This is a genomic window from Kocuria himachalensis, from assembly GCF_054784195.1.
The window spans coordinates 267,272-284,304 of the sequence record NZ_BAAGPL010000019.1 but is presented as its reverse complement, the minus strand read 5'-3'; the positions used below and the strand labels follow the sequence as shown (position 1 = coordinate 284,304).

The 17,033-nt window shown below is 73.9% G+C and carries 15 protein-coding genes; 9 read left to right on the top strand and 6 right to left on the bottom strand.

Translation table 11 applies throughout. The features are described from left to right. Nucleotides 1-114 precede the first annotated feature (114 nt). From ACYVM4_RS13680 to ACYVM4_RS13660, 5 genes are all read left to right on the top strand, one after another. Nucleotides 115-1,278, top strand: a complete 1,164-nt coding sequence (locus ACYVM4_RS13680) for a histidinol-phosphate transaminase (protein ID WP_460668891.1) — start codon at nucleotides 115-117, stop codon at nucleotides 1,276-1,278. Nucleotides 1,279-1,334: 56 nt separating this feature from the next. Then, nucleotides 1,335-2,648 (top strand): thiamine pyrophosphate-dependent enzyme, encoded by a 1,314-nt coding sequence (locus tag ACYVM4_RS13675; protein WP_460668890.1) that lies wholly within the window; start codon nucleotides 1,335-1,337, stop codon nucleotides 2,646-2,648. Then, complete coding sequence (locus tag ACYVM4_RS13670; RefSeq protein WP_368821117.1) at nucleotides 2,645-3,628, top strand: alpha-ketoacid dehydrogenase subunit beta; 984 nt, start codon at nucleotides 2,645-2,647, stop codon at nucleotides 3,626-3,628. Before ACYVM4_RS13675 ends, ACYVM4_RS13670 begins: the two co-directional genes overlap by 4 nt. An 83-nt stretch (nucleotides 3,629-3,711) precedes the next feature. After that, nucleotides 3,712-5,160 carry a dihydrolipoamide acetyltransferase family protein gene (locus ACYVM4_RS13665; RefSeq protein WP_460668889.1) on the top strand — a complete coding sequence of 483 codons (1,449 nt, stop codon included), beginning with the start codon at nucleotides 3,712-3,714 and terminating at the stop codon, nucleotides 5,158-5,160. Between the two features lie 467 nt (nucleotides 5,161-5,627). Beyond that, the gene (locus ACYVM4_RS13660) at nucleotides 5,628-6,857 is read left to right on the top strand and encodes an aminotransferase class I/II-fold pyridoxal phosphate-dependent enzyme (protein WP_460668888.1); all 1,230 of its coding nucleotides are present in this window, start codon (nucleotides 5,628-5,630) and stop codon (nucleotides 6,855-6,857) included. On the opposite strand, the gene ACYVM4_RS13655 is transcribed toward ACYVM4_RS13660, so the two are convergent. The 5 genes from ACYVM4_RS13655 to ACYVM4_RS13635 all read right to left on the bottom strand — a co-directional run bounded on the left by ACYVM4_RS13655 (nucleotide 6,823) and on the right by ACYVM4_RS13635 (nucleotide 11,905). Next, nucleotides 6,823-7,626 (bottom strand): DNA-3-methyladenine glycosylase I, encoded by an 804-nt coding sequence (locus ACYVM4_RS13655; RefSeq protein WP_460668887.1) that lies wholly within the window; start codon nucleotides 7,624-7,626, stop codon nucleotides 6,823-6,825. The genes ACYVM4_RS13660 and ACYVM4_RS13655 overlap by 35 nt on opposite strands. A gap of 130 nt (nucleotides 7,627-7,756) precedes the next feature. After that, a complete protein-coding gene (locus ACYVM4_RS13650) occupies nucleotides 7,757-8,770 on the bottom strand; it encodes a hypothetical protein (protein ID WP_368821121.1) in 1,014 nt (337 codons plus the stop codon). Then, nucleotides 8,767-10,062, bottom strand: a complete 1,296-nt coding sequence (locus ACYVM4_RS13645; RefSeq protein ID WP_460668886.1) for a sensor histidine kinase — start codon at nucleotides 10,060-10,062, stop codon at nucleotides 8,767-8,769. Before ACYVM4_RS13645 ends, ACYVM4_RS13650 begins: the two co-directional genes overlap by 4 nt. 33 nt (nucleotides 10,063-10,095) lie before the next feature. Beyond that, entirely contained in the window at nucleotides 10,096-10,812 is a 717-nt protein-coding gene (locus ACYVM4_RS13640; RefSeq protein WP_017832665.1) for a LuxR C-terminal-related transcriptional regulator, read from the bottom strand. Between the two features lie 136 nt (nucleotides 10,813-10,948). Continuing rightward, a complete protein-coding gene (locus ACYVM4_RS13635) occupies nucleotides 10,949-11,905 on the bottom strand; it encodes a hypothetical protein (RefSeq protein WP_368821123.1) in 957 nt (318 codons plus the stop codon). Nucleotides 11,906-12,017: 112 nt separating this feature from the next. Between ACYVM4_RS13635 and ACYVM4_RS13630 the strand changes: the two genes are divergently transcribed. Then, the gene (locus ACYVM4_RS13630; RefSeq protein ID WP_460668885.1) at nucleotides 12,018-13,724 is read left to right on the top strand and encodes a long-chain-fatty-acid--CoA ligase; all 1,707 of its coding nucleotides are present in this window, start codon (nucleotides 12,018-12,020) and stop codon (nucleotides 13,722-13,724) included. 10 nt (nucleotides 13,725-13,734) lie between these two features. Here the strand turns inward: ACYVM4_RS13630 and ACYVM4_RS13625 are convergent, their stop codons facing one another. Further along, nucleotides 13,735-14,349: a flavin reductase family protein gene (locus ACYVM4_RS13625; protein WP_460668884.1), complete on the bottom strand. Its 615-nt coding sequence runs from the start codon at nucleotides 14,347-14,349 to the stop codon at nucleotides 13,735-13,737. A 185-nt stretch (nucleotides 14,350-14,534) separates the two neighbouring features. Here ACYVM4_RS13625 and ACYVM4_RS13620 point away from each other — a divergent pair, with 185 nt between their 5' ends. The 3 genes from ACYVM4_RS13620 (at nucleotide 14,535) to catC (ending at nucleotide 16,971) form a co-directional block, all read left to right on the top strand. Next, on the top strand, nucleotides 14,535-15,470 hold the full coding sequence (locus ACYVM4_RS13620; RefSeq protein ID WP_460668883.1) for a LysR substrate-binding domain-containing protein: 936 nt from the start codon (nucleotides 14,535-14,537) through the stop codon (nucleotides 15,468-15,470). Then, nucleotides 15,467-16,570, top strand: a complete 1,104-nt coding sequence (locus ACYVM4_RS13615) for a mandelate racemase/muconate lactonizing enzyme family protein (protein WP_460668882.1) — start codon at nucleotides 15,467-15,469, stop codon at nucleotides 16,568-16,570. The genes ACYVM4_RS13620 and ACYVM4_RS13615 overlap by 4 nt, the downstream gene beginning before the upstream one ends. 122 nt (nucleotides 16,571-16,692) lie before the next feature. After that, entirely contained in the window at nucleotides 16,693-16,971 is a 279-nt protein-coding gene (gene catC / locus ACYVM4_RS13610) for a muconolactone Delta-isomerase (protein ID WP_368821274.1), read from the top strand. Nucleotides 16,972-17,033: the final 62 nt, after the last annotated feature.

The window sequence follows — 17,033 nt, the reverse complement described above, 5'->3', positions numbered from 1 at the left end:
GCCGCCAACTTTCGCGGAACCCGGTTGTAGCTTTCGCCCCGAAAAGCAACGGGTCGTCCGGAGGGGCGTCATCCACCGGGGGAACCCCGGGGGTGCGGGGATAGCATGACCTCCATGAGTACCAGCGACGCTACCCGCACCCTGGCCGGCACCGACCCGGCTTCGGGCCCGGCCACCGCCACCACCCCGGCGGTCCGACCGCGCCCGGCTCTGTCCCGACTTCCCCGCTACGCGGCCGGCAAGCCTCCGGTCGTGGTGGACGGGCTCGTCTCCTACAAGCTGTCCTCCAACGAGAACCCGTTCGGGCCCGTGCCCGCCGTCAAGGACGTCCTGGCCGACTGGGACGCGGTGCACCGCTATCCCGAGACGACCTCCGCAGAGCTGCGGGAGGTCCTCGGCGAGTTCCTCGGCGTTCCCGCCGAGGACATCGTCACCGGCGCCGGCAGCCTCGGCGCGCTCAACCAGCTGCTCGGCGCCTTCGTGGGCGCCGCCGAGGACGGCACCCCGGACGAGGTGGTGCACGCCTGGCGCTCCTTCGAGGCCTACCCGATCAGCATCGGGCTCTCCGGCGGGCTGGGCGTCCCGGTCCCGAACCGCCGGGACGGCTCCCACGACCTCGAGGCCATGGCCGCCGCGGTCACCGGGCGGACGAAGGTCGTGCTGCTGTGCACGCCGAACAACCCGACGGGCCCCAGCCTCACCACCGCGCAGGTCGAGCAGTTCCTCGCCGCCGTGCCGCGCGACGTCGTCGTGGTGATCGACGAGGCCTACCAGGAGTTCCAGCGCCGCGACGACCTCGTCAACGGCATCGACCTGTACCGCCGGCACCCCAACGTCGTCGTGCTGCGGACGTTCTCCAAGGCGCACGGGCTGGCCGGCCTGCGGATCGGCTACTCCGTGGCCGGCCAGGAGATCACCCAGTACCTGCGCCAGGCGTCCCCCGCGTTCTCCGTGACCGACCTCGCCCAGCGGGCGGCGATCGCGTCGGTGCGCCACTACGACCAGGTGGCCGAGCGCGTCCAGCGGGTCGTCGACGAGCGGGAGCGGGTCCTCGCCGGGCTCGACGAGCTCGGCTGGCCGTACCCGCAGACGCAGGCCAACTTCGTCTGGCTGAACCTCGGGGAGCACAGCGGCGGCTTCGCCGAGCTGTGCGACGCCCACGCCCTGTCCGTGCGCCGTTTCGGCGCCGAGGGCGTGCGCGTGACCATCGGGGAGCCGGAGGCCAACACCCGGTTCCTGGAGCTGTGCGCGCAGTTCCCCCACCCGCCCGTGCTCTGATCCGCGGCCGCGCCGGCCCGGCTCCCTCCCGAGCAACCCGAAAGGACGTCCTGCCCATGGATGCCGCTCCATCGTCCCCGGCCGCCCCCGTGCCGGCCCGCACCGTGCCGACGCCGGAGGTGCGCACGCGCCTGGTGCGGCTCCTCGACCGGGACGGCCGCCTGAGCGAGGACCCGGTCCTGTCCCCGTACGTGCGCGACGTCGGCGCCGGGGAGCTGCGCGAGCTGTACCGCTCGATGGCGCTGGCCCGGCGCTTCGACGAGGAGGCGACCAATCTCCAGCGGCAGGGGCAGCTGGTGCTGTGGGCGCCGATGCGCGGGCAGGAGGCCGCCCAGGTGGGCTCCGCCCGCGCGCTGCGCCCGGCCGACCACGTGTTCCCGACGTACCGCGAGCACGCCGTGGCCATCGAGCGGGGCGTCGAGCCCGCGGAGCTGCTCACCGTGTTCCGCGGGCACAGCGCCGGTGGCTGGCGGCCGAGCCAGCACCACATGAACGTCTACTCGATCGTGCTCGGCTGCCAGGTCCCGCACGCCGTGGGCTACGCCATGGGCATCGACCTGGACCGGCGAGCGGCCGAGGCGGAGGGCCGGGAGGCCGAGCCGGCGGCCGCGGTCGTCTACTTCGGGGACGGCACCTCCACCCAGGGCGAGGTCCACGAGGGCATGGTCTTCGCCGCGTCCTACGACGCCCCGGTGGTCTTCTTCGTGCAGAACAACCAGTGGGCCATCTCGGTGCCCTTCAGCACCCAGTCCCGCGTGCCCCTCGCCGAGCGCGCCGCGGGGTACGGCTTCGAAGGGATCCGCGTGGACGGCAACGACGTCCTCGCGGTCCTGGCGGCCTCACGGTACGCGCTCGAGAAGGCCCGCGCCGGCCAGGGTCCCGTGCTCGTGGAGGCCGAGACCTACCGGCTCGGCGCCCACACCACCGCGGACGACCCCACGAAGTACCGCCGGCGGGAGGACGAGCACCACTGGAGCGAGCTCGACCCGCTGCTCCGTCTCGAGGCGCACCTGCGCGAGACCCACGGCACCGGCGACGACTTCTTCGCCGACGTCGCGGCCGACGCCCAGGCGTTCGCCGACCAGGCCCGCACCCTCGTGCTGGCCATGGACCCGCCGGCGTTCGAGGACTTCTTCGACCGGCCCTACGCCGAGCCCCACTCCCTCGTGGAGGAGGAGCGCGCCTGGTACGCGGCCTACCAGGCCGGCTTCGACGACACCGACACCGACACCCACGCCGACGACGACGCGGGGCCGGGCACCGCGGGACCGGACCGGGGCACGCAGGCCGCGGGTCTGACCGTGGCCGCCGACCCCGTGGCCGGGGTCCCCGACCCGCGGACCGCCGGCACCCAGGAGGACCTCGCATGAGCACCGCCCCCGACCTGACGATCGCGAAGGCGGTCAACGCGGGCCTGCGCCGGGCCATGGAGGAGAACCCCCGGGTGCTGCTCATGGGCGAGGACATCGGCTCCCTGGGCGGTGTCTACCGCGTCACCGAGGGGCTCAAGGCGGACTTCGGCGCCCACCGGGTGATGGACACCCCGCTGGGGGAGGCCGGGATCGTGGGCACCGCCATCGGGCTCGCCCTGCGCGGCTACCGGCCCGTGTGCGAGATCCAGTTCGACGGCTTCTCCTTCCCGGCGTTCAACCAGATCACCACGCAGCTGGCGAAGATGCGCAACCGCACCAACGGGGACGTCACCGTCCCGGTGACGATCCGCATCCCGTACGGCGGGGTCATCGGCTCGGTGGAGCACCACTCGGAGTCCCCCGAGGCCCTGTTCGCGCACACGGCGGGTCTGCGCATCGTCACGCCGTCCAACGCCCAGGACGCCTACTGGATGACCCAGCAGGCCATCGCGTGCGAGGACCCCGTCATCGTCTTCGAGCCCAAGCGGCGGTACTGGCTCAAGGGCGCGGTGGACGTCGAGCGCCCGACCGCCGACCCGTTCTCCGCGCAGGTCGTCCGCCCGGGCGAGGACGCCACCGTGGTGGCCTGGGGTCCCCTCGTGCCCGTCGCGCTCGCGGCGGCGGAGGCCGCCGAGGAGGACGGGCACAGCGTCGAGGTGATCGACCTGCGCTCGCTGTCGCCCATCGACTTCGACACCCTCGAGGACTCCGTGCGACGGACCGGCCGCCTCGTGGTCGCCCACGAGGCCCCGACCTTCGGCGGTCTCGGCGGGGAGATCGCCGCCCGCCTCACCGAGCGGGCGTTCTACTCCCTCGAGGCACCGGTGCTGCGGGTGGGCGCCTTCCACCTGCCGTACCCGGTGGCCGCCGTCGAGGACCGGTACGTGCCGGACCTCGACCGGATCCTCGAGGCCCTGGACCGGTCCTTCGCCTACTGATTCCGCCGACCCGGTCGCCGGACCCCCTCGGGTCGGCGGCACCGCCGCCGGCCCGGGTGCCGCGCGAGAGAGGAAGTACTGACATGCCCCAGATCTTCAACCTGCCCGACGTCGGCGAGGGCCTGACCGAGGCGGAGATCCTCGCGTGGAAGGTCGCACCGGGGGAGACCGTCACGGTCAACCAGGTGCTCGTCGAGATCGAGACGGCGAAGTCCGTGGTCGAGCTGCCGTCCCCGTACGCCGGCACCGTCCTGGACCTGCTGGCCGCCGAGGGCAGCACCGTCGAGGTCGGCACCCCCATCATCGCCGTGGGCTCCCCGGGCGAGTCGCCGGACCCCGCGCCGGCCTCCGGTGTCCCCGGGGTGCTGGGGGAGGGCGGGGCGCCGGGCGCCGGTGCGGACCGACCGCTCGTCGGCTCCGGGCCCAAGGCCGACCCGGTGCGCCGGCGCCGCCGGGCGGCCCAGCCCCCGGCGCCCGAGGCCGAGCCGGAGTCCGCGCGTCCGGCGGGCTGGACGGAGAAGCTGTCCCGAGGCCCACTGGGGGGCGGGATCGGCACGGCGGCCCAGGGCATCGCCGGGCGCGCCGCCCGGCTGGCCGAGGACAGCGGCGTCTGGCGCCGGCCCGGTCGGGGCGAGGGACCGGTGCCCGCGGCGGTCGCGGGCGTCCCGCGCCGCCCCGCGCTGGCGAAGCCTCCCGTGCGGAAGGCCGCACGGGACCTGGGCGTCGACCTCGCCGACGTTCCCGCCACCGGCGCCGTCGGGCAGATCACCAAGCAGGACCTGCTGGCCCACGTGGCGCGGCTCGGCGAGGCCGGGGAGCGGCGCCGCCCCGCGGCCCCGGAGGAGCGGATCGAGCGGATCCCCGTCAAGGGCGTGCGGAAGGCCACGGCGCAGAACATGGTGCGCAGCGCGTTCAGCGCCCCGCACGCCTCGGTCTTCGTGGACGTCGACGCCACGCGCACCATGGAGTTCGTCCAGCGGCTCAAGTCCGCCCCGGACTACGAGGGCGTCAAGGTCACGCCCCTGCTGGTGCTCGCGAAGGCCGTCCTGTGGGCCGCGGCCCGCAACCCGATGGTCAACGCGACGTGGACGGACGAGGAGATCCTCGTCAAGCACTTCGTCAACCTGGGCATCGCGGCGGCCACGCCGCGCGGGCTCATGGTCCCGAACGTCAAGGACGCCCAGGACCTCTCGCTGCGCGAGCTGGCCGTGGCCCTCGACGAGCTCTCGCGGACCGCCCGGGCGGGACGGACCCAGCCGGCGGACATGCAGGGCGGCACCCTGACCGTGACCAACATCGGGGCTCTCGGCCTCGACACCGGCACGCCGATCATCAACCCCGGCGAGGTGGCGATCATCGCGTTCGGGAGCATCAAGCAGAAGCCGTGGGTCGTGGACGGAGCCGTGGTGCCCCGCTGGGTGACCACGCTGGGCGGCTCCTTCGACCACCGCGTGGTCGACGGGGACCTCGCGGCCCGCTTCACCGCGGACGTCGCCCGGATCCTCGAGGAGCCGGCGCTGCTGCTGGAGTGAGCCCCCAACCGTGCGGTCCGCGGCACGGGCGGCACGGCAACGGCCCCGCACCGATCGGTGCGGGGCCGTGTGCTGCGTCGTCGACGCGCGTGCCGCCACGTCCTGTGGCTCTCCCCGCCGGGCCGTGGCCCGACGCCGCACCGACGTGGAACAGGGCGGTTGCTTCCCGTGCCCGGCGTCCCATCTGCTGCGGACCCGTGATTGAAATCCCCCCAGACACAATCACACATCTCATTCACGATGGATCACTCGTGCGACGCCGGCCGCGGTGGCAACCTGCCCGTCGGCCCCCGGCACTGCTGCCGGAGACCTGTCCCCCACGCCCGGAGCGCCGCCTCAGCGCGACCTCCTGACGTCCAGGACTGGGACCAGTATTACGGAGGTCTGGACAAAAGTCTGTCCCCCGAAGTGCGCATGACGGGGCATGACCGCGGTCCGGCGGGCCACGCCGCCCGTAGGCTGGGCGCATGCCTGCGCACCTGCCGCCCCGTCCCTCGGCACGCTCCGCGGTGCCGCCGTTCCGGGTGATGGAGATCCTCGCCGACGTCGAGCGCCTGCGGGCCGCCGACCGGGACGTCGTCTCGCTCTGCGCGGGAGAGCCCTCCGGCGGCGCCCCGGGCCCCGTGGCGCGGGCGGCCGCCCGGGTGCACGCCCGCAACGAGGGGCTGGGCTACACCCCCGCCCTCGGGATCGAGCCGCTGCGCCGGGCGGTGGCCGGCCACTACGCCCGGTGGTACGGACTCGACATCCGTCCCGAGGACGTCGCGATCACCACGGGTGCCTCGGGGGCGCTCGTGCTCTCCTTCCTGGCGGCGTTCGACGCGGGGGACCGGGTGGCGGTGTGCCGCCCGGGCTACCCGGCCTACCGCAACACCCTGGCCGCCCTGGGCGCCGACGTGGTGGAGCTCGACTGCGGGGCGGCGACCCGCTTCCAGCCCACGCCCGGGATGCTCGACGCCGCGGTCGCCGCGCACGGGCCGCTGCAGGGCCTGGTGGTGGCGGGCCCGGCGAACCCGACCGGCACCGTGCTGGAGCCCGCGGAGCTCGCGGCGCTGGCCCGGTGGTGCGCCGAGCACGGGACCCGCCTGATCAGCGACGAGATCTACCACGGGATCGTGCACACCGCCCCGGAGGACGGTGCTCCCCGCGACGGGGGGCCGTACCGGGGCACCAGCGCGTGGGAGCACGACCGCGACGCCGTGGTGATCTCCTCCTTCTCCAAGTACTGGGGCATGACGGGGTGGCGGCTGGGCTGGGCCCTGCTGCCCCGGGACCTCGCGGCCGCGGTCGACGCGCTGGCGGGCAACCTCAGCCTCTGCCCGCCCGCCGCCGCGCAGCTCGCCGCCGTAGAGGCCTTCACCCCGGACGCCTACGCCGAGGCGGACCGGGCGGTGGAGCAGTTCGCCCGGTCCCGGAGCCTGCTCCTGGACGCGCTCCCCGCGCTCCGATGGGGGGAGGTCGCGCCGGCGGACGGGGCGTTCTACCTCTACGCCGACCTCGGGGAGCAGCTCGAGCGGCACGGCAGCTCCCTGGAGTGGTGCCGGCGGCTGCTGGAGGCGGAGGCCGTCGCCGTGGTGCCGGGCCTGGACTTCGACGCCGCGCGGGGCCACCGCACGGTCCGGCTCTCCTTCGCCGCGGGGCCCGACCGGGTCGAGGAGGCCCTCACCCGGATCCTCCGGTTCCAGTCGCGGCCCTGAAGCACCCGGCCAGGTGCCCCGGGAGCACCCCGGTGCGGAGCAGGAACCGGTGCGCTGTGGTGCGTCCCACGAACACGAGTCCCTGCTCCTTGAGCCGTGCGGCCAGACGGTCCCCCTCGGGGGAGCGGCGGGACTCCTCCAGCACGGTCAGCGGCGGCTCGGCGACGCCCGGCCGGAGGTCCCCCACCTGATCCGCCCAGTCCTCGGACCCGAGCCCGCGGCAGGCGCGGGCGTTGTGCACCACGGCCTCGATCTTGACCCTGTTCCGGATGACCGCGGGATCCAGGAGCAGCTCGTCGACGTCGTCCTCCGTCATCCGCGCGATCTCCTCGGGGACGAAGCCCCGCAGTGCCCGGCTCAGGCCCTCCCGGCGCTGGGCGATGCTCCAGCGGGCGAGGCCCGCCTGGAAGATCTCCAGACTGAGGGCCTCGAACCAGTCGGCGGAGTCGGCGGGCAGTGCGCCCCAGCGCCGGTCGTGCTCCTCGAGGGCGGCCGGGCCCGTGGGGGCCCAGGGGCAGCGGCGCAGGCCGTCCCCGCAGAGCACGGCACGGAAGGCGTCGGCGGGTGAGCAGGGGTCGGCGGGTGAGCACGCGCCGGCGGGCGGGCGGTCGTCGGCGTCGGTCGAGTGCCGGGCGCCGCCCCGGACGGCGGTGTCGGGTGGGCGGTCGCCGGTGCCCGGGGAGCGGCGGTCGACGGGCGAGCGGCCGCTGTCGGGGGAGCAGGGGTCGTCGGCAGGGTGCGGGTCGTGCCCGGCGGAAGCGGTGTCCATGGGGCCACGGTAGGAACGCCGGCACGGCGGTCCGGGGAGCGCGCGGCCGCCTGTGGACGGTGCCGTCCGCGCCCGGGGCGCCGGCTCGCGGGTGCAGTGCGGGCGCCCGCACCGTGCGCGGTGGAGCCGGTCAGAACCGGGAGACCTCGCCGGTGGTGTCGGCGATCTCGATGGCCACGGGCTCCTCGTCCCCGGCGTTGCCGTCGTGCACGATGAACACCGCGGCGGGCTCTCCCTCCGGGAAGGCGCGGATCGTGACCGACCCCGAGGTCGCGGCGTTGAGCACCTCCATGGCCTGGCGGGTGGCCGCGCGCAGCACCGCCGTGGGCAGGGGCTTGCCCCGTTCGTCCAGGATGTCCACCAGCACGCCCCGGGCCCGCGCCGCCCGTGTGACCTCGAGCAGGTAGGGGGTGGCGATCGAGCGGCCCCGGATCGAGTCCCGCAGCTGCGCCTCGGTCAGCCGGAACTGCCCGATCTCGTACTCGGAGACCGGGGAGGGGTCGTGCGCGATCCGCTCGAGCAGCCCGCCCGCGAGGCGGCGCACCTCGTGCACGCGCTGCACGGAGGCGTTGACCGTGTCCTGCTCGGCCTCGTCGTGGGAGCGCGCCGAGATCACCATGTCCCGGGCCTCGGCGAACGCGGCGGAGGCGCGGTCGTACTCCCGGGCGATGAGCTGGCTCGCGAGCAGCAGGGCCGCGGCCGCAGCGTTCGTCAGCGCCGCGTCCCACAGGCCCAGGGCGGAGCGGGCGCCCCACGTCATGGACACGGCGACCGCGATGACGAGCGTGGCCCAGCCCCACCCGGCGCGGCGCCGGATGCCGAGGACCACAAGGAAGCCGTCGAAGCCCAGCGTGAACCACTGGCCGCCGAACAGCTCCGCCTGGGGGTTCAGCGCGTCGTAGGAGCGCTGGATCGACACCAGCATGAGGAGCACGCCCAGGACCGCGGGCAGGTCCGGCAGGCGGCGCTGCCCGTACGGGTACACGACCAGCGCCACCGCGATCACGTAGGTCACGAGCGCGGCCTGCATGAGGTCCGGCTTGTCCATGCTCTTCGTCTGCAGGATCCCGAGCACCACGGGGATCAGGAAGAACACCGCGGCGGCCACTAGGCTCAGGGGATGGAAGAGCGTGCGGGAGATCACGGTTGCGCGTCCCGGGGCCAGAGGATCGTGACGCGGGTGCCCCGGCCCGGTGCGCTGTCGACGTCCACCGCGCCGCCCACGTGGCGCACGTTGCCCAGGATGGACACGCGCACCCCGAGCCGCCGGGAGTCGATGCTGCGGACCTGGAAGCCGCGGCCGCGGTCCACCACCTGGAAGCGCAGGAAGAAGCCCTCGGGGTTGAGGGGGGTGGGCGGGCACACGCCGCCGTCCATGGTCACGAAGGTGACCTCCGTGCCGGCGTGGCGGGCGCTGTTGGAGACCGCCTCGGTGACCGCCTGCACGAGCGCCTGCGCCGTCTCCACGGGGATGAGGGGCCGCGGCTGGCCGGGGGGCCTGATGTAGGGGGTGATGCTGTTGAAGCGCACGCGGTTGCGCCACGGGGACAGGGACTCGAGCAGGTCGTCCAGCAGGGTGTGCACCATGGTGGTGCCCTTGCCCTCGGCGCGGCGCTCCTCGAAGGCGAGGACCTCCAGGGCGCGCTGGGCCAGCTTCCGGGTGCGCCGCTGGACGGGCCCCGGGGCCCGTCCGGCGTCGAGCAGGGCGGCCATGACGTTGTCGTGGATCAGGCGGTCCAGCCGCTCCTGCTCCTCGGCCTGGGAGCGGGAGCGGTTCAGTTGCAGCTCCTGCGCGATCGCGGCCGCGTAGACCTGGTCGGCGTTCTGCCCGCCCTTGTAGACCAGGCTGATCAGCACCACGAGGACCACGCCGAAGGCGATCCGGCTCGTGGCGTCGAACAGCACGCCCATCACGTCGGCCGACTCCGTGGTGCGCACCATGACCAGGACGTAGAAGACCGTGACGGACGCCAGGTAGGCCACGGCCAGCTCGATGCTCCACGCGACCACGGTGGCGGCGGCCGCGAGCAGGATGAACGGCTCCACCCACGGGTCCTGCGGCGGAGGGGCGCCCGTCCAGGCGAGCGGGAGGGTGAGGACGGCGAGCGCCACGAGCACCGGGGCCGCGAGCACCGGCCACATCCGCACCTGCCGCCTGACGCCCTGGAGGAGCATGGCGCCACCGTTGGCCAGGAGCGTCAGCAGGAACACCAGGTGCCACCGGTCGAAGGCGCGCAGCTGGTCCCCGACGATGGTGAGGGCTTCCAGGGACAGCGCGACGACGACCAGCCCGTGGCAGATGTTCGCGAGCAGGTGGATGCGGTAGGAGTTCATCCCCAGCTCCTGCGGCGAGGTCGGCACCAGGAGGTTGCTGCGGCGCCTCCGGGCGGGGACCTTCCGGTAGGCGAGCGGGGGCCGGGGCGCGGCGTGGCTCACGGAGCGGTGGTCCTCACCGCGGCGAGGGGCGGATCACAGATGCTTCTCCGCCGTGGTGATGTCCGCCGTGGGCTCCACGAGACCGTCCTCGATCGCCCGGATGCGCAGGTCGATCTTGGTGGGCGCCGGGCGCCCGACGCGCGCGTACTTCTCGCGGATGCGGTCGATGTTGGTCTTGACCGCGCTCTGCTTGATCCCCATCCGGCGGGCCACCTGGACCTGGGCGAAGCCGGAGGCGTAGAGCCGCAGGGTCTCCTGCTCCCGCGGGGAGAGACTGGCCCGGGAGAACTCCACGTCCCCGTCGATCGCGGCGGCGAGTTCCTTCGTGATCACGGGCTTGCCCTCGGCGATGTTGCGGGCCTCCTCGATCGCGTGCTCGAGCGGGTCCGACTTGCGCACCAGGCCCAGCGCGCCGGCCCGCAGCGCCTCGCGGATCAGCGCGGCGTTCTCGCCGATGCTGAAGATGAGCACCTTCATGCCGGCGGCGCGCAGCAGCTCCACGTTGGTGGCGGGACGGGACATGTCGTCGAGGGACAGGTCCAGGAGCACGACCTCGCACTCGATCCGCTTGGCGCCCTGGGCGGTGAGGGCGGGGTTCTCGGGGTCCCGGCCCAGCTGGTCGAGGAGGCCGGGGACGCTGGAGGCCGATCCGACGAGCTTCACGTCCGCCTGCGAGGTCATGGAGACGAGGCGGACGCCCTCCCGGACGACCTCGTGGTCATCGACGACGGCGACAAGGGTGGACGGCATGGGTGTTTCCTCCGGGTGCTGCTCGGTGGGCCGGTCCGCAGATTTCTGCGTGGGGGTGACGGATCTCACCGAGGTGCTCTGATTGTCCCCCCTTTTGTGGTCGGATGCGAACTCGACACGGTGCCGGGACGCAAAGTTACCGGGCCTGGTCCCCCCAGCCGTCCCCCCAACGATCGACCCTGCGGTGGTAGCGGACGCCCCACAGCCCGCCGAGCACCGCCGCGAGCAGGTCGACGACGAGCACGGCCAGGACCGCGAGCAGGCCCGGGACCAGCAGGTCGCCGATCAGCGCCTGGGCGGAGACGCCCACAGGCGCCAGGCCGACGGTGTCGGCCCACACGAGTCCCGCGACGGTGGCCACGGAGCGGCCGAACAGGGACCACAGCCACACGGACACGCCCTGCCGGGCCCCGGAGAAGCGCGCCATCCGGCCCGCGGCGTATCCGCCGCCCAGGAACGCGAGAAACTCGGCCAGGCCCAGGGCCGCCGCGCCCGTCCAGGCCGTCGCGGACCCGGCGGCGAGGTCGTCGACCACGCCGCCCACCCCGTCCACGAGCCGCAGCCCCAGTGCGGCCGCGGTGAGACCTGCCAGCGCGAGCAGCAGCCAGGTCAGGGCCATGGCGCTGAGCCAGCCGAAGAAGCCGGGGACCAGCTGGAGGCCCCCGAACTCCTCCCGCTGCCGGGCGAGACGGCTCGCGGCGTCGGCCGGGGCACCGGGCCCGGGATCGTGGGCTCCGCCGGCGGACGGGGCGGTGCTGTACCCGGCCGCGGGCGCGGCGCCGGGCACCCCGACCGCGGGAGTCGGGTCCGTGTGCGGCCCCGGGTCCTCCGGCACCGGGCGCTGGGCGGTCACCGCAGGCAGCGGCCGGGTGTGCTGGTCGTCCTCGTCGTCGTACCAGGTCCAGTCCTCGGTCCCGCCGCTCCCGGTGCCCCCGTCCGGGGCGTCGTGGGGCGAGCCGCCGCCGGCCGGGGCGGCGAACCGGCTGACCGGGGGCAGCGGCCGGGTGGCGTCCGAGGAGTCGTGCGGACCGGTGTCCGACCAGGGCATCGGGTCGTCGGGGGAGGGCGAGCCGGGTGTCGAGGAGGGCGTCATGGCACCGGAGTCTACGGCCGGTCCCCGGGGCGGGCCTGGTGGGCCCTCCCGGCCGGCACGGGGTGTCGCCGGGCGGGGCGGCCGGAGGACGCCGCCGAGTAGGGTCGGGGTCATGCCTGTCGAAACCGTGCGCGAGTTCCTGCGCGCCCGTCCCTGGACCGCCAGCTACGACCCGGGCGTCCCCGCGGACCTGGAGCTGCCGGAGACGTCCCTGGTGCACATGCTCGAGCGCTCCGTCGCCCGCCACGGCGCGAGCACCGCGCTCGAGTTCTTCGGGGCCACGACCTCCTACGCCGCCCTGGGCCGGCAGGTCGACCGCGCGGCCGAGGGCCTGCGCCGGCTGGGGGTGCGCCGCGGCGACCGGGTCGCGATCGTCCTGCCCAACTGCCCGCAGCACGTCGTGGCGTTCTACGCGGTGCTGCGCCTGGGCGCCGTCGTCGTCGAGCACAATCCGCTCTACACGGCTCCGGAGCTGCGTCACCAGTTCGAGGACCACGGGGCGCGCGTGGCGATCGTCTGGGACAGGGCGGCCGACCGGGTGCGCTCGCTGCCCGCGGACCTGCGGATCGACGCGGTCGTGTCCGTGGACATCACCGCCGCGATGCCGCGCGCGAAGCGCCTGGCCCTGCGTCTGCCGCTGCCGAGGGCGCGCGCCTCCCGCGCGCAGCTCACCGGCCCCGCCCCGGGCACGATCCCCTGGCGGGATGTGCTGGCCGCCGACCCGATCGCCGTGGACCACCCGCGGCCCGCCGCCCACGACCTCGCGCTGCTGCAGTACACCTCCGGCACCACCGGCCTGCCCAAGGGGGCGATGCTCACGCACCGCAACCTCGAGTCCAACGCCCTCATGGGCCGGCACTGGCTCGGCTCCGGCGAGCACGAGGTGGTGCACGGCGTGCTCCCCCTCTTCCACGCCTTCGGGCTGACCCTCGGCGTGACGTTCGCGATGTCCCTCGGGGCGAGGCTCGTGCTCTTCCCGACCGTGCGCGCGGACCTCGTCCTCGGGGCGATGAAGCGTGCGCGGCCCACGGTGCTGCCCGCCGTGCCGCCGGTGTACCAGAAGCTCCTCGACGCCGCGCCGGGGCAGGGCGTCGACCTGCGCGGCATCCCGGTGGCCGTCTCCGGGGCCATGAGCCTGCCGGTCCCGCTCGTGGAGCAGTGGGAGCGGGCCACCGGGGGGATCCTGATCGAGGGCTACGGGATGACCGAGTGCTCCCCGCTGGTGGCCTGCAACCCGCTCAACGACTCCCGCCGGGCGGGCTCCATCGGGGTCCCGTTCCCGTCCACCGAGATCCGGCTCGTCGACCCGGACACCCTCGAGGACGTCCCCCGGGACCGTCCGGGGGAGCTGTGGGTGCGCGGCCCGCAGGTCTTCCAGGGGTACTGGAAGCGCCCCGACGAGACCGCCCGGACGCTGACGGAGGACGGGTGGCTGCGCACCGGCGACATCGTCACGGTCGACGACGCCGGGTTCCTGCGGGTGGTCGACCGGCTCAAGGAGGTCGTGATCACCGGAGGGTTCAACGTGGCCCCCAGCGAGGTGGAGAACGTGCTGCGCCAGCACGACGCCGTGGAGGACGCAGCGGTGGTGGGGCTCGCCGACCCCGGCGGCAGCGAGGTGGTCGTCGCCGCCGTGACCCTCGTGCCCGGCGCCGAGCTCGACGAGGCGGCCCTGCGCGAGCACTGCTGGGCGGGACTCGCCCGCTACAAGGTCCCCCGGCGGATCGTGGCCGTCGAGGAGCTCCCGCGCACGATGCTCGGCAAGATCCAGCGCCGGGAGGTCCGCGAGCAGCTGCAGCGGACGGGGGTGCGGCCCTGAGCCCGGGGCCTCAGGGCAGGTCCGCCTCCGGGGCGACGTCCCGGTAGGGAACCCGCCGGACGGACCGGATCCGCCCCAGCTCGCCCCACTCGTCGCGCCCGAGCCGCGCGATCGGCCGCAGCGCCCCCACCACGGGGCCCCGCTCGTCCATGGCCCCCTCGTCCACCACCACGTGGGTGACGGCGCCGAGGACCAGGAAGCTGTCGCCCACCGGGATGGGGTCCGCGTGCAGCCGGCACTCGATGGCGGCGGGGGACTCGGCAACGCGGGGGGCGGCCACGGTGAGCGAGGGCTCACGGGTCAGTCCCACGGCGTCGAACTCGCTGAGCTCGGGAGGGTAGTCGGTGCCGGTCGCGTTGATCTGCTCGAACAGCCCCGCGGGCGCGAAGTTGACCACGAACTCCCTGCTCTGCCGGATGTTGCGGAGGCTGTCCTTCTCCCCGACGGAGACGAACTGGACGATCGTGGGCCGCTCCGAGGCCACCGTGAAGAACGAGTGCGGGGCCAGGTTGTCGACCCCCGCGGCCGAGCGGGAGCTGACCCACGCGATGGGGCGGGGGACCACGAGGGACTTGACCGCCCGGGCGAAGGAGCCGTGCCGGTCGGCGGTGATGTCGGTGCGCATGGGCCCATTGCACCACCTCCACGGGGTCCGGTCACGGCGCACGGCCACCGGGCGTACGGGGACATCCCCTCCGATTGGAGTACTAAGATGTCCTAATCAGGCGATTTCGGTGTACTCTGTGGATCAATACAGGGGAAGGTGGTCGACGACGACCCCTCCGACCGAGCGGGAGGACCAGGGCCACGATGGAGATCCGGCAGCTCAACTACTTCATCGCCGTGGCCGAGGAGCGCCACTTCGGCCGCGCCGCCAAGCGCCTGCACATGGCGCAGCCGCCGCTGTCCCAGCAGATCCGCCAGCTCGAGGAGCAGCTCGGCGTGCGCCTGCTGGACCGGACCACCCGGCGGGTGGATCTCACCGCCGCCGGCCAGGTGCTCCTGGACCGGGGACGGCGGATCATCAACGAGATCGAGGCCCTCAAGGCCGACGTCTACCAGGTGGGCCAGGGCGCCACGGGCGTGCTGCGCGTCGGCTTCTCCGGCTCGGCCACCTACGGGGTGATGCCCCAGGTGGTGCGGCGGGCGAAGGAAGCGATGCCGGGGCTGTCCCTGGCGCTGCACGGCGAGATGCTGACGCCCGCCATGGAGGCGGGACTGCGGGACCACACCCTCGACGCCGCCCTGCTGCGCCCGCCCGTGGCCTCCGCGGACGTCGAGTACCGGGTCGTCGCGCGGGAGCCGCTCGTGGTGGCGCTGCCCTCCTTCAGCGCCCTCGCCGTGGACCTGCCCGTGGCCGTGCACGAGCTGCAGGACCAGGAGTTCATCACCTACCCGCCCGACTCCGTGCTCTACCGCACCGCGGCGGACCTCTGCCGCCAGGCCGGCTTCCAGCCCCGGATCGCCCAGGTGGCCGGGGAGACGTCCACGCTGCTGTCCTTCGTGGCCGCAGGCGGCGGGGTGGCCGTGGTGCCCGCCGGGGTGCGCGCCTTCCAGCTGGAGGGCGTCGTCTACCGCGACATCGAGCACTCGCCGCAGATCGAGCTCGCCGTCGCGTGGCGGCGCGAGGACCGCTCCGCCCTGCTGCACAACTTCATCGACGTCGTCGTCGACGCCCAGGCCGCCGCCGGATCCCCCGGCGGCGAGCCCGTCCCGTCCGCCCAGGAAAGGCCCGTCCGCCCATGAAGATCGCGACCGTCGAGGCGATCCCCTACTCGATCCCCTACGTCCACCCGCTGCACTTCGCCTCGGGCGCGGTCCACGAGGCGGACCACGTGCTGGTGCGGATCACCACCGACGACGGGATCATGGGCACCGCCGACACCCCGCCGCGGCCCTACACCTACGGTGAGACCCAGAAGTCCATCGTGGCCGTCGTCGAGGACCTCTTCGCCCCGCAGCTGGTGGGACTGGACGTCTTCGACCGTGAGAAGGTCCAGGCCGTGCTGGCCCGCACCATCCACAACCAGACCGCCAAGGGCGCGGTGGACATCGCGCTGTGGGACGTGATCGGCCAGGCCCTCGGCCGGCCGGTGACCAAGCTGCTCGGCGGCTGGACCGACTCGATGCGGGTCTCGCACATGCTCGGCTTCCAGCCCGCCCAGGAGCTGCTGGACCTGGCCCTGGAGTTCCGCGAGACCTACGGCATCACCACGTTCAAGCTCAAGACCGGCCGGCACCCGGTCGGCCTCGACGTCGAGGCCGCGGCCGTGCTGCGGGCGGGCCTGGGCGAGGACGCCGAGCTCTACATGGACGCCAACCGCGGCTGGTCCGCCAACGAGGCCATGGAGGTGCTGCGCCGCACATCCGATCTGGGCCTGCAGTTCCTCGAGGAGCCCGACGACGCCCGCGAGGTGCTCGGCCGCCGCCGGCTGGTGGAGCAGTCCATGATCCCCATCGCCGCCGACGAGTCCGCCCCGAACCTGGGGGAGGCCGCGAAGGAGATCCTCACCGGCGGGGCGAACCTGCTGGCCGTGAAGACCGCCCGCTCCGGGTTCACCGAGGCCGCGAAGATCGTCGGCATGGCCGAGGGCATGGGCGTGGACGTCTACGTGGGCAACCAGATCGACACCCAGGTCGGCACCGTGGCCTCCGTGGTCTTCGGCGCGGCCCTGGCCCACACCTCGAAGCGAGCCGGGGAGCTGTCCAACTTCCTGGACATGGCCGACGATCTGCTCGCCGAGCCCGTGGTCATCGCCGACGGCCGGATCCGCGTGCCGGACGTGCCCGGGGTGGGCACCGCCGTGGACGAGGACAAGCTCGCCCACTACCGCACCGACCGGTAGACCCGGCTCCGTGCCGCACGGCCCGCCCGAGAACCCGGATCCCGGACCCGGCCCGAGAACCCAGCCCGAGAACCCAGCCCGAGAACCCAGCCCGAGAACCCAGCCCGACGGAAGGACACACCGTGAAGTACCTGGTCCACATGGACATCGACCTCCCCACCGACATGCCCGCCGAGGAGGCCGCGGAGATCAAGGCCACCGAGAAGGCCTACTCCCAGGAGCTGCAGCGCTCCGGGAAGTGGCCCGAGATCTGGCGCGTGGTGGGCGAGTACGCCAACTACTCGGTCTTCGACGTCGAGTCCCACGACGAGCTGCACGACATCCTGCAGAACCTGCCGCTGTTCCCCTACATGGACATCACCGTGGTGCCGCTGGCCAAGCACCCCTCCGACGTCAAGTAGTGGCGTGACGCAGTGGCGTGACGCAGTGGCGTGACGCAGCGCCGTGAGGCAGGACGGACCCG

Coding starts and splice junctions, on each gene's coding strand:
- ACYVM4_RS13680 (WP_460668891.1), top strand. CDS start 115: ATGAGTACCAGCGACGCTACCCGCACCCTGGCCGGCACCGACCCGGCT.
- ACYVM4_RS13675 (WP_460668890.1), top strand. CDS start 1,335: ATGGATGCCGCTCCATCGTCCCCGGCCGCCCCCGTGCCGGCCCGCACC.
- ACYVM4_RS13670 (WP_368821117.1), top strand. CDS start 2,645: ATGAGCACCGCCCCCGACCTGACGATCGCGAAGGCGGTCAACGCGGGC.
- ACYVM4_RS13665 (WP_460668889.1), top strand. CDS start 3,712: ATGCCCCAGATCTTCAACCTGCCCGACGTCGGCGAGGGCCTGACCGAG.
- ACYVM4_RS13660 (WP_460668888.1), top strand. CDS start 5,628: ATGCCTGCGCACCTGCCGCCCCGTCCCTCGGCACGCTCCGCGGTGCCG.
- ACYVM4_RS13655 (WP_460668887.1), bottom strand. CDS start 7,626: ATGGACACCGCTTCCGCCGGGCACGACCCGCACCCTGCCGACGACCCC.
- ACYVM4_RS13640 (WP_017832665.1), bottom strand. CDS start 10,812: ATGCCGTCCACCCTTGTCGCCGTCGTCGATGACCACGAGGTCGTCCGG.
- ACYVM4_RS13635 (WP_368821123.1), bottom strand. CDS start 11,905: ATGACGCCCTCCTCGACACCCGGCTCGCCCTCCCCCGACGACCCGATG.
- ACYVM4_RS13630 (WP_460668885.1), top strand. CDS start 12,018: ATGCCTGTCGAAACCGTGCGCGAGTTCCTGCGCGCCCGTCCCTGGACC.
- ACYVM4_RS13625 (WP_460668884.1), bottom strand. CDS start 14,349: ATGCGCACCGACATCACCGCCGACCGGCACGGCTCCTTCGCCCGGGCG.
- ACYVM4_RS13620 (WP_460668883.1), top strand. CDS start 14,535: ATGGAGATCCGGCAGCTCAACTACTTCATCGCCGTGGCCGAGGAGCGC.
- ACYVM4_RS13615 (WP_460668882.1), top strand. CDS start 15,467: ATGAAGATCGCGACCGTCGAGGCGATCCCCTACTCGATCCCCTACGTC.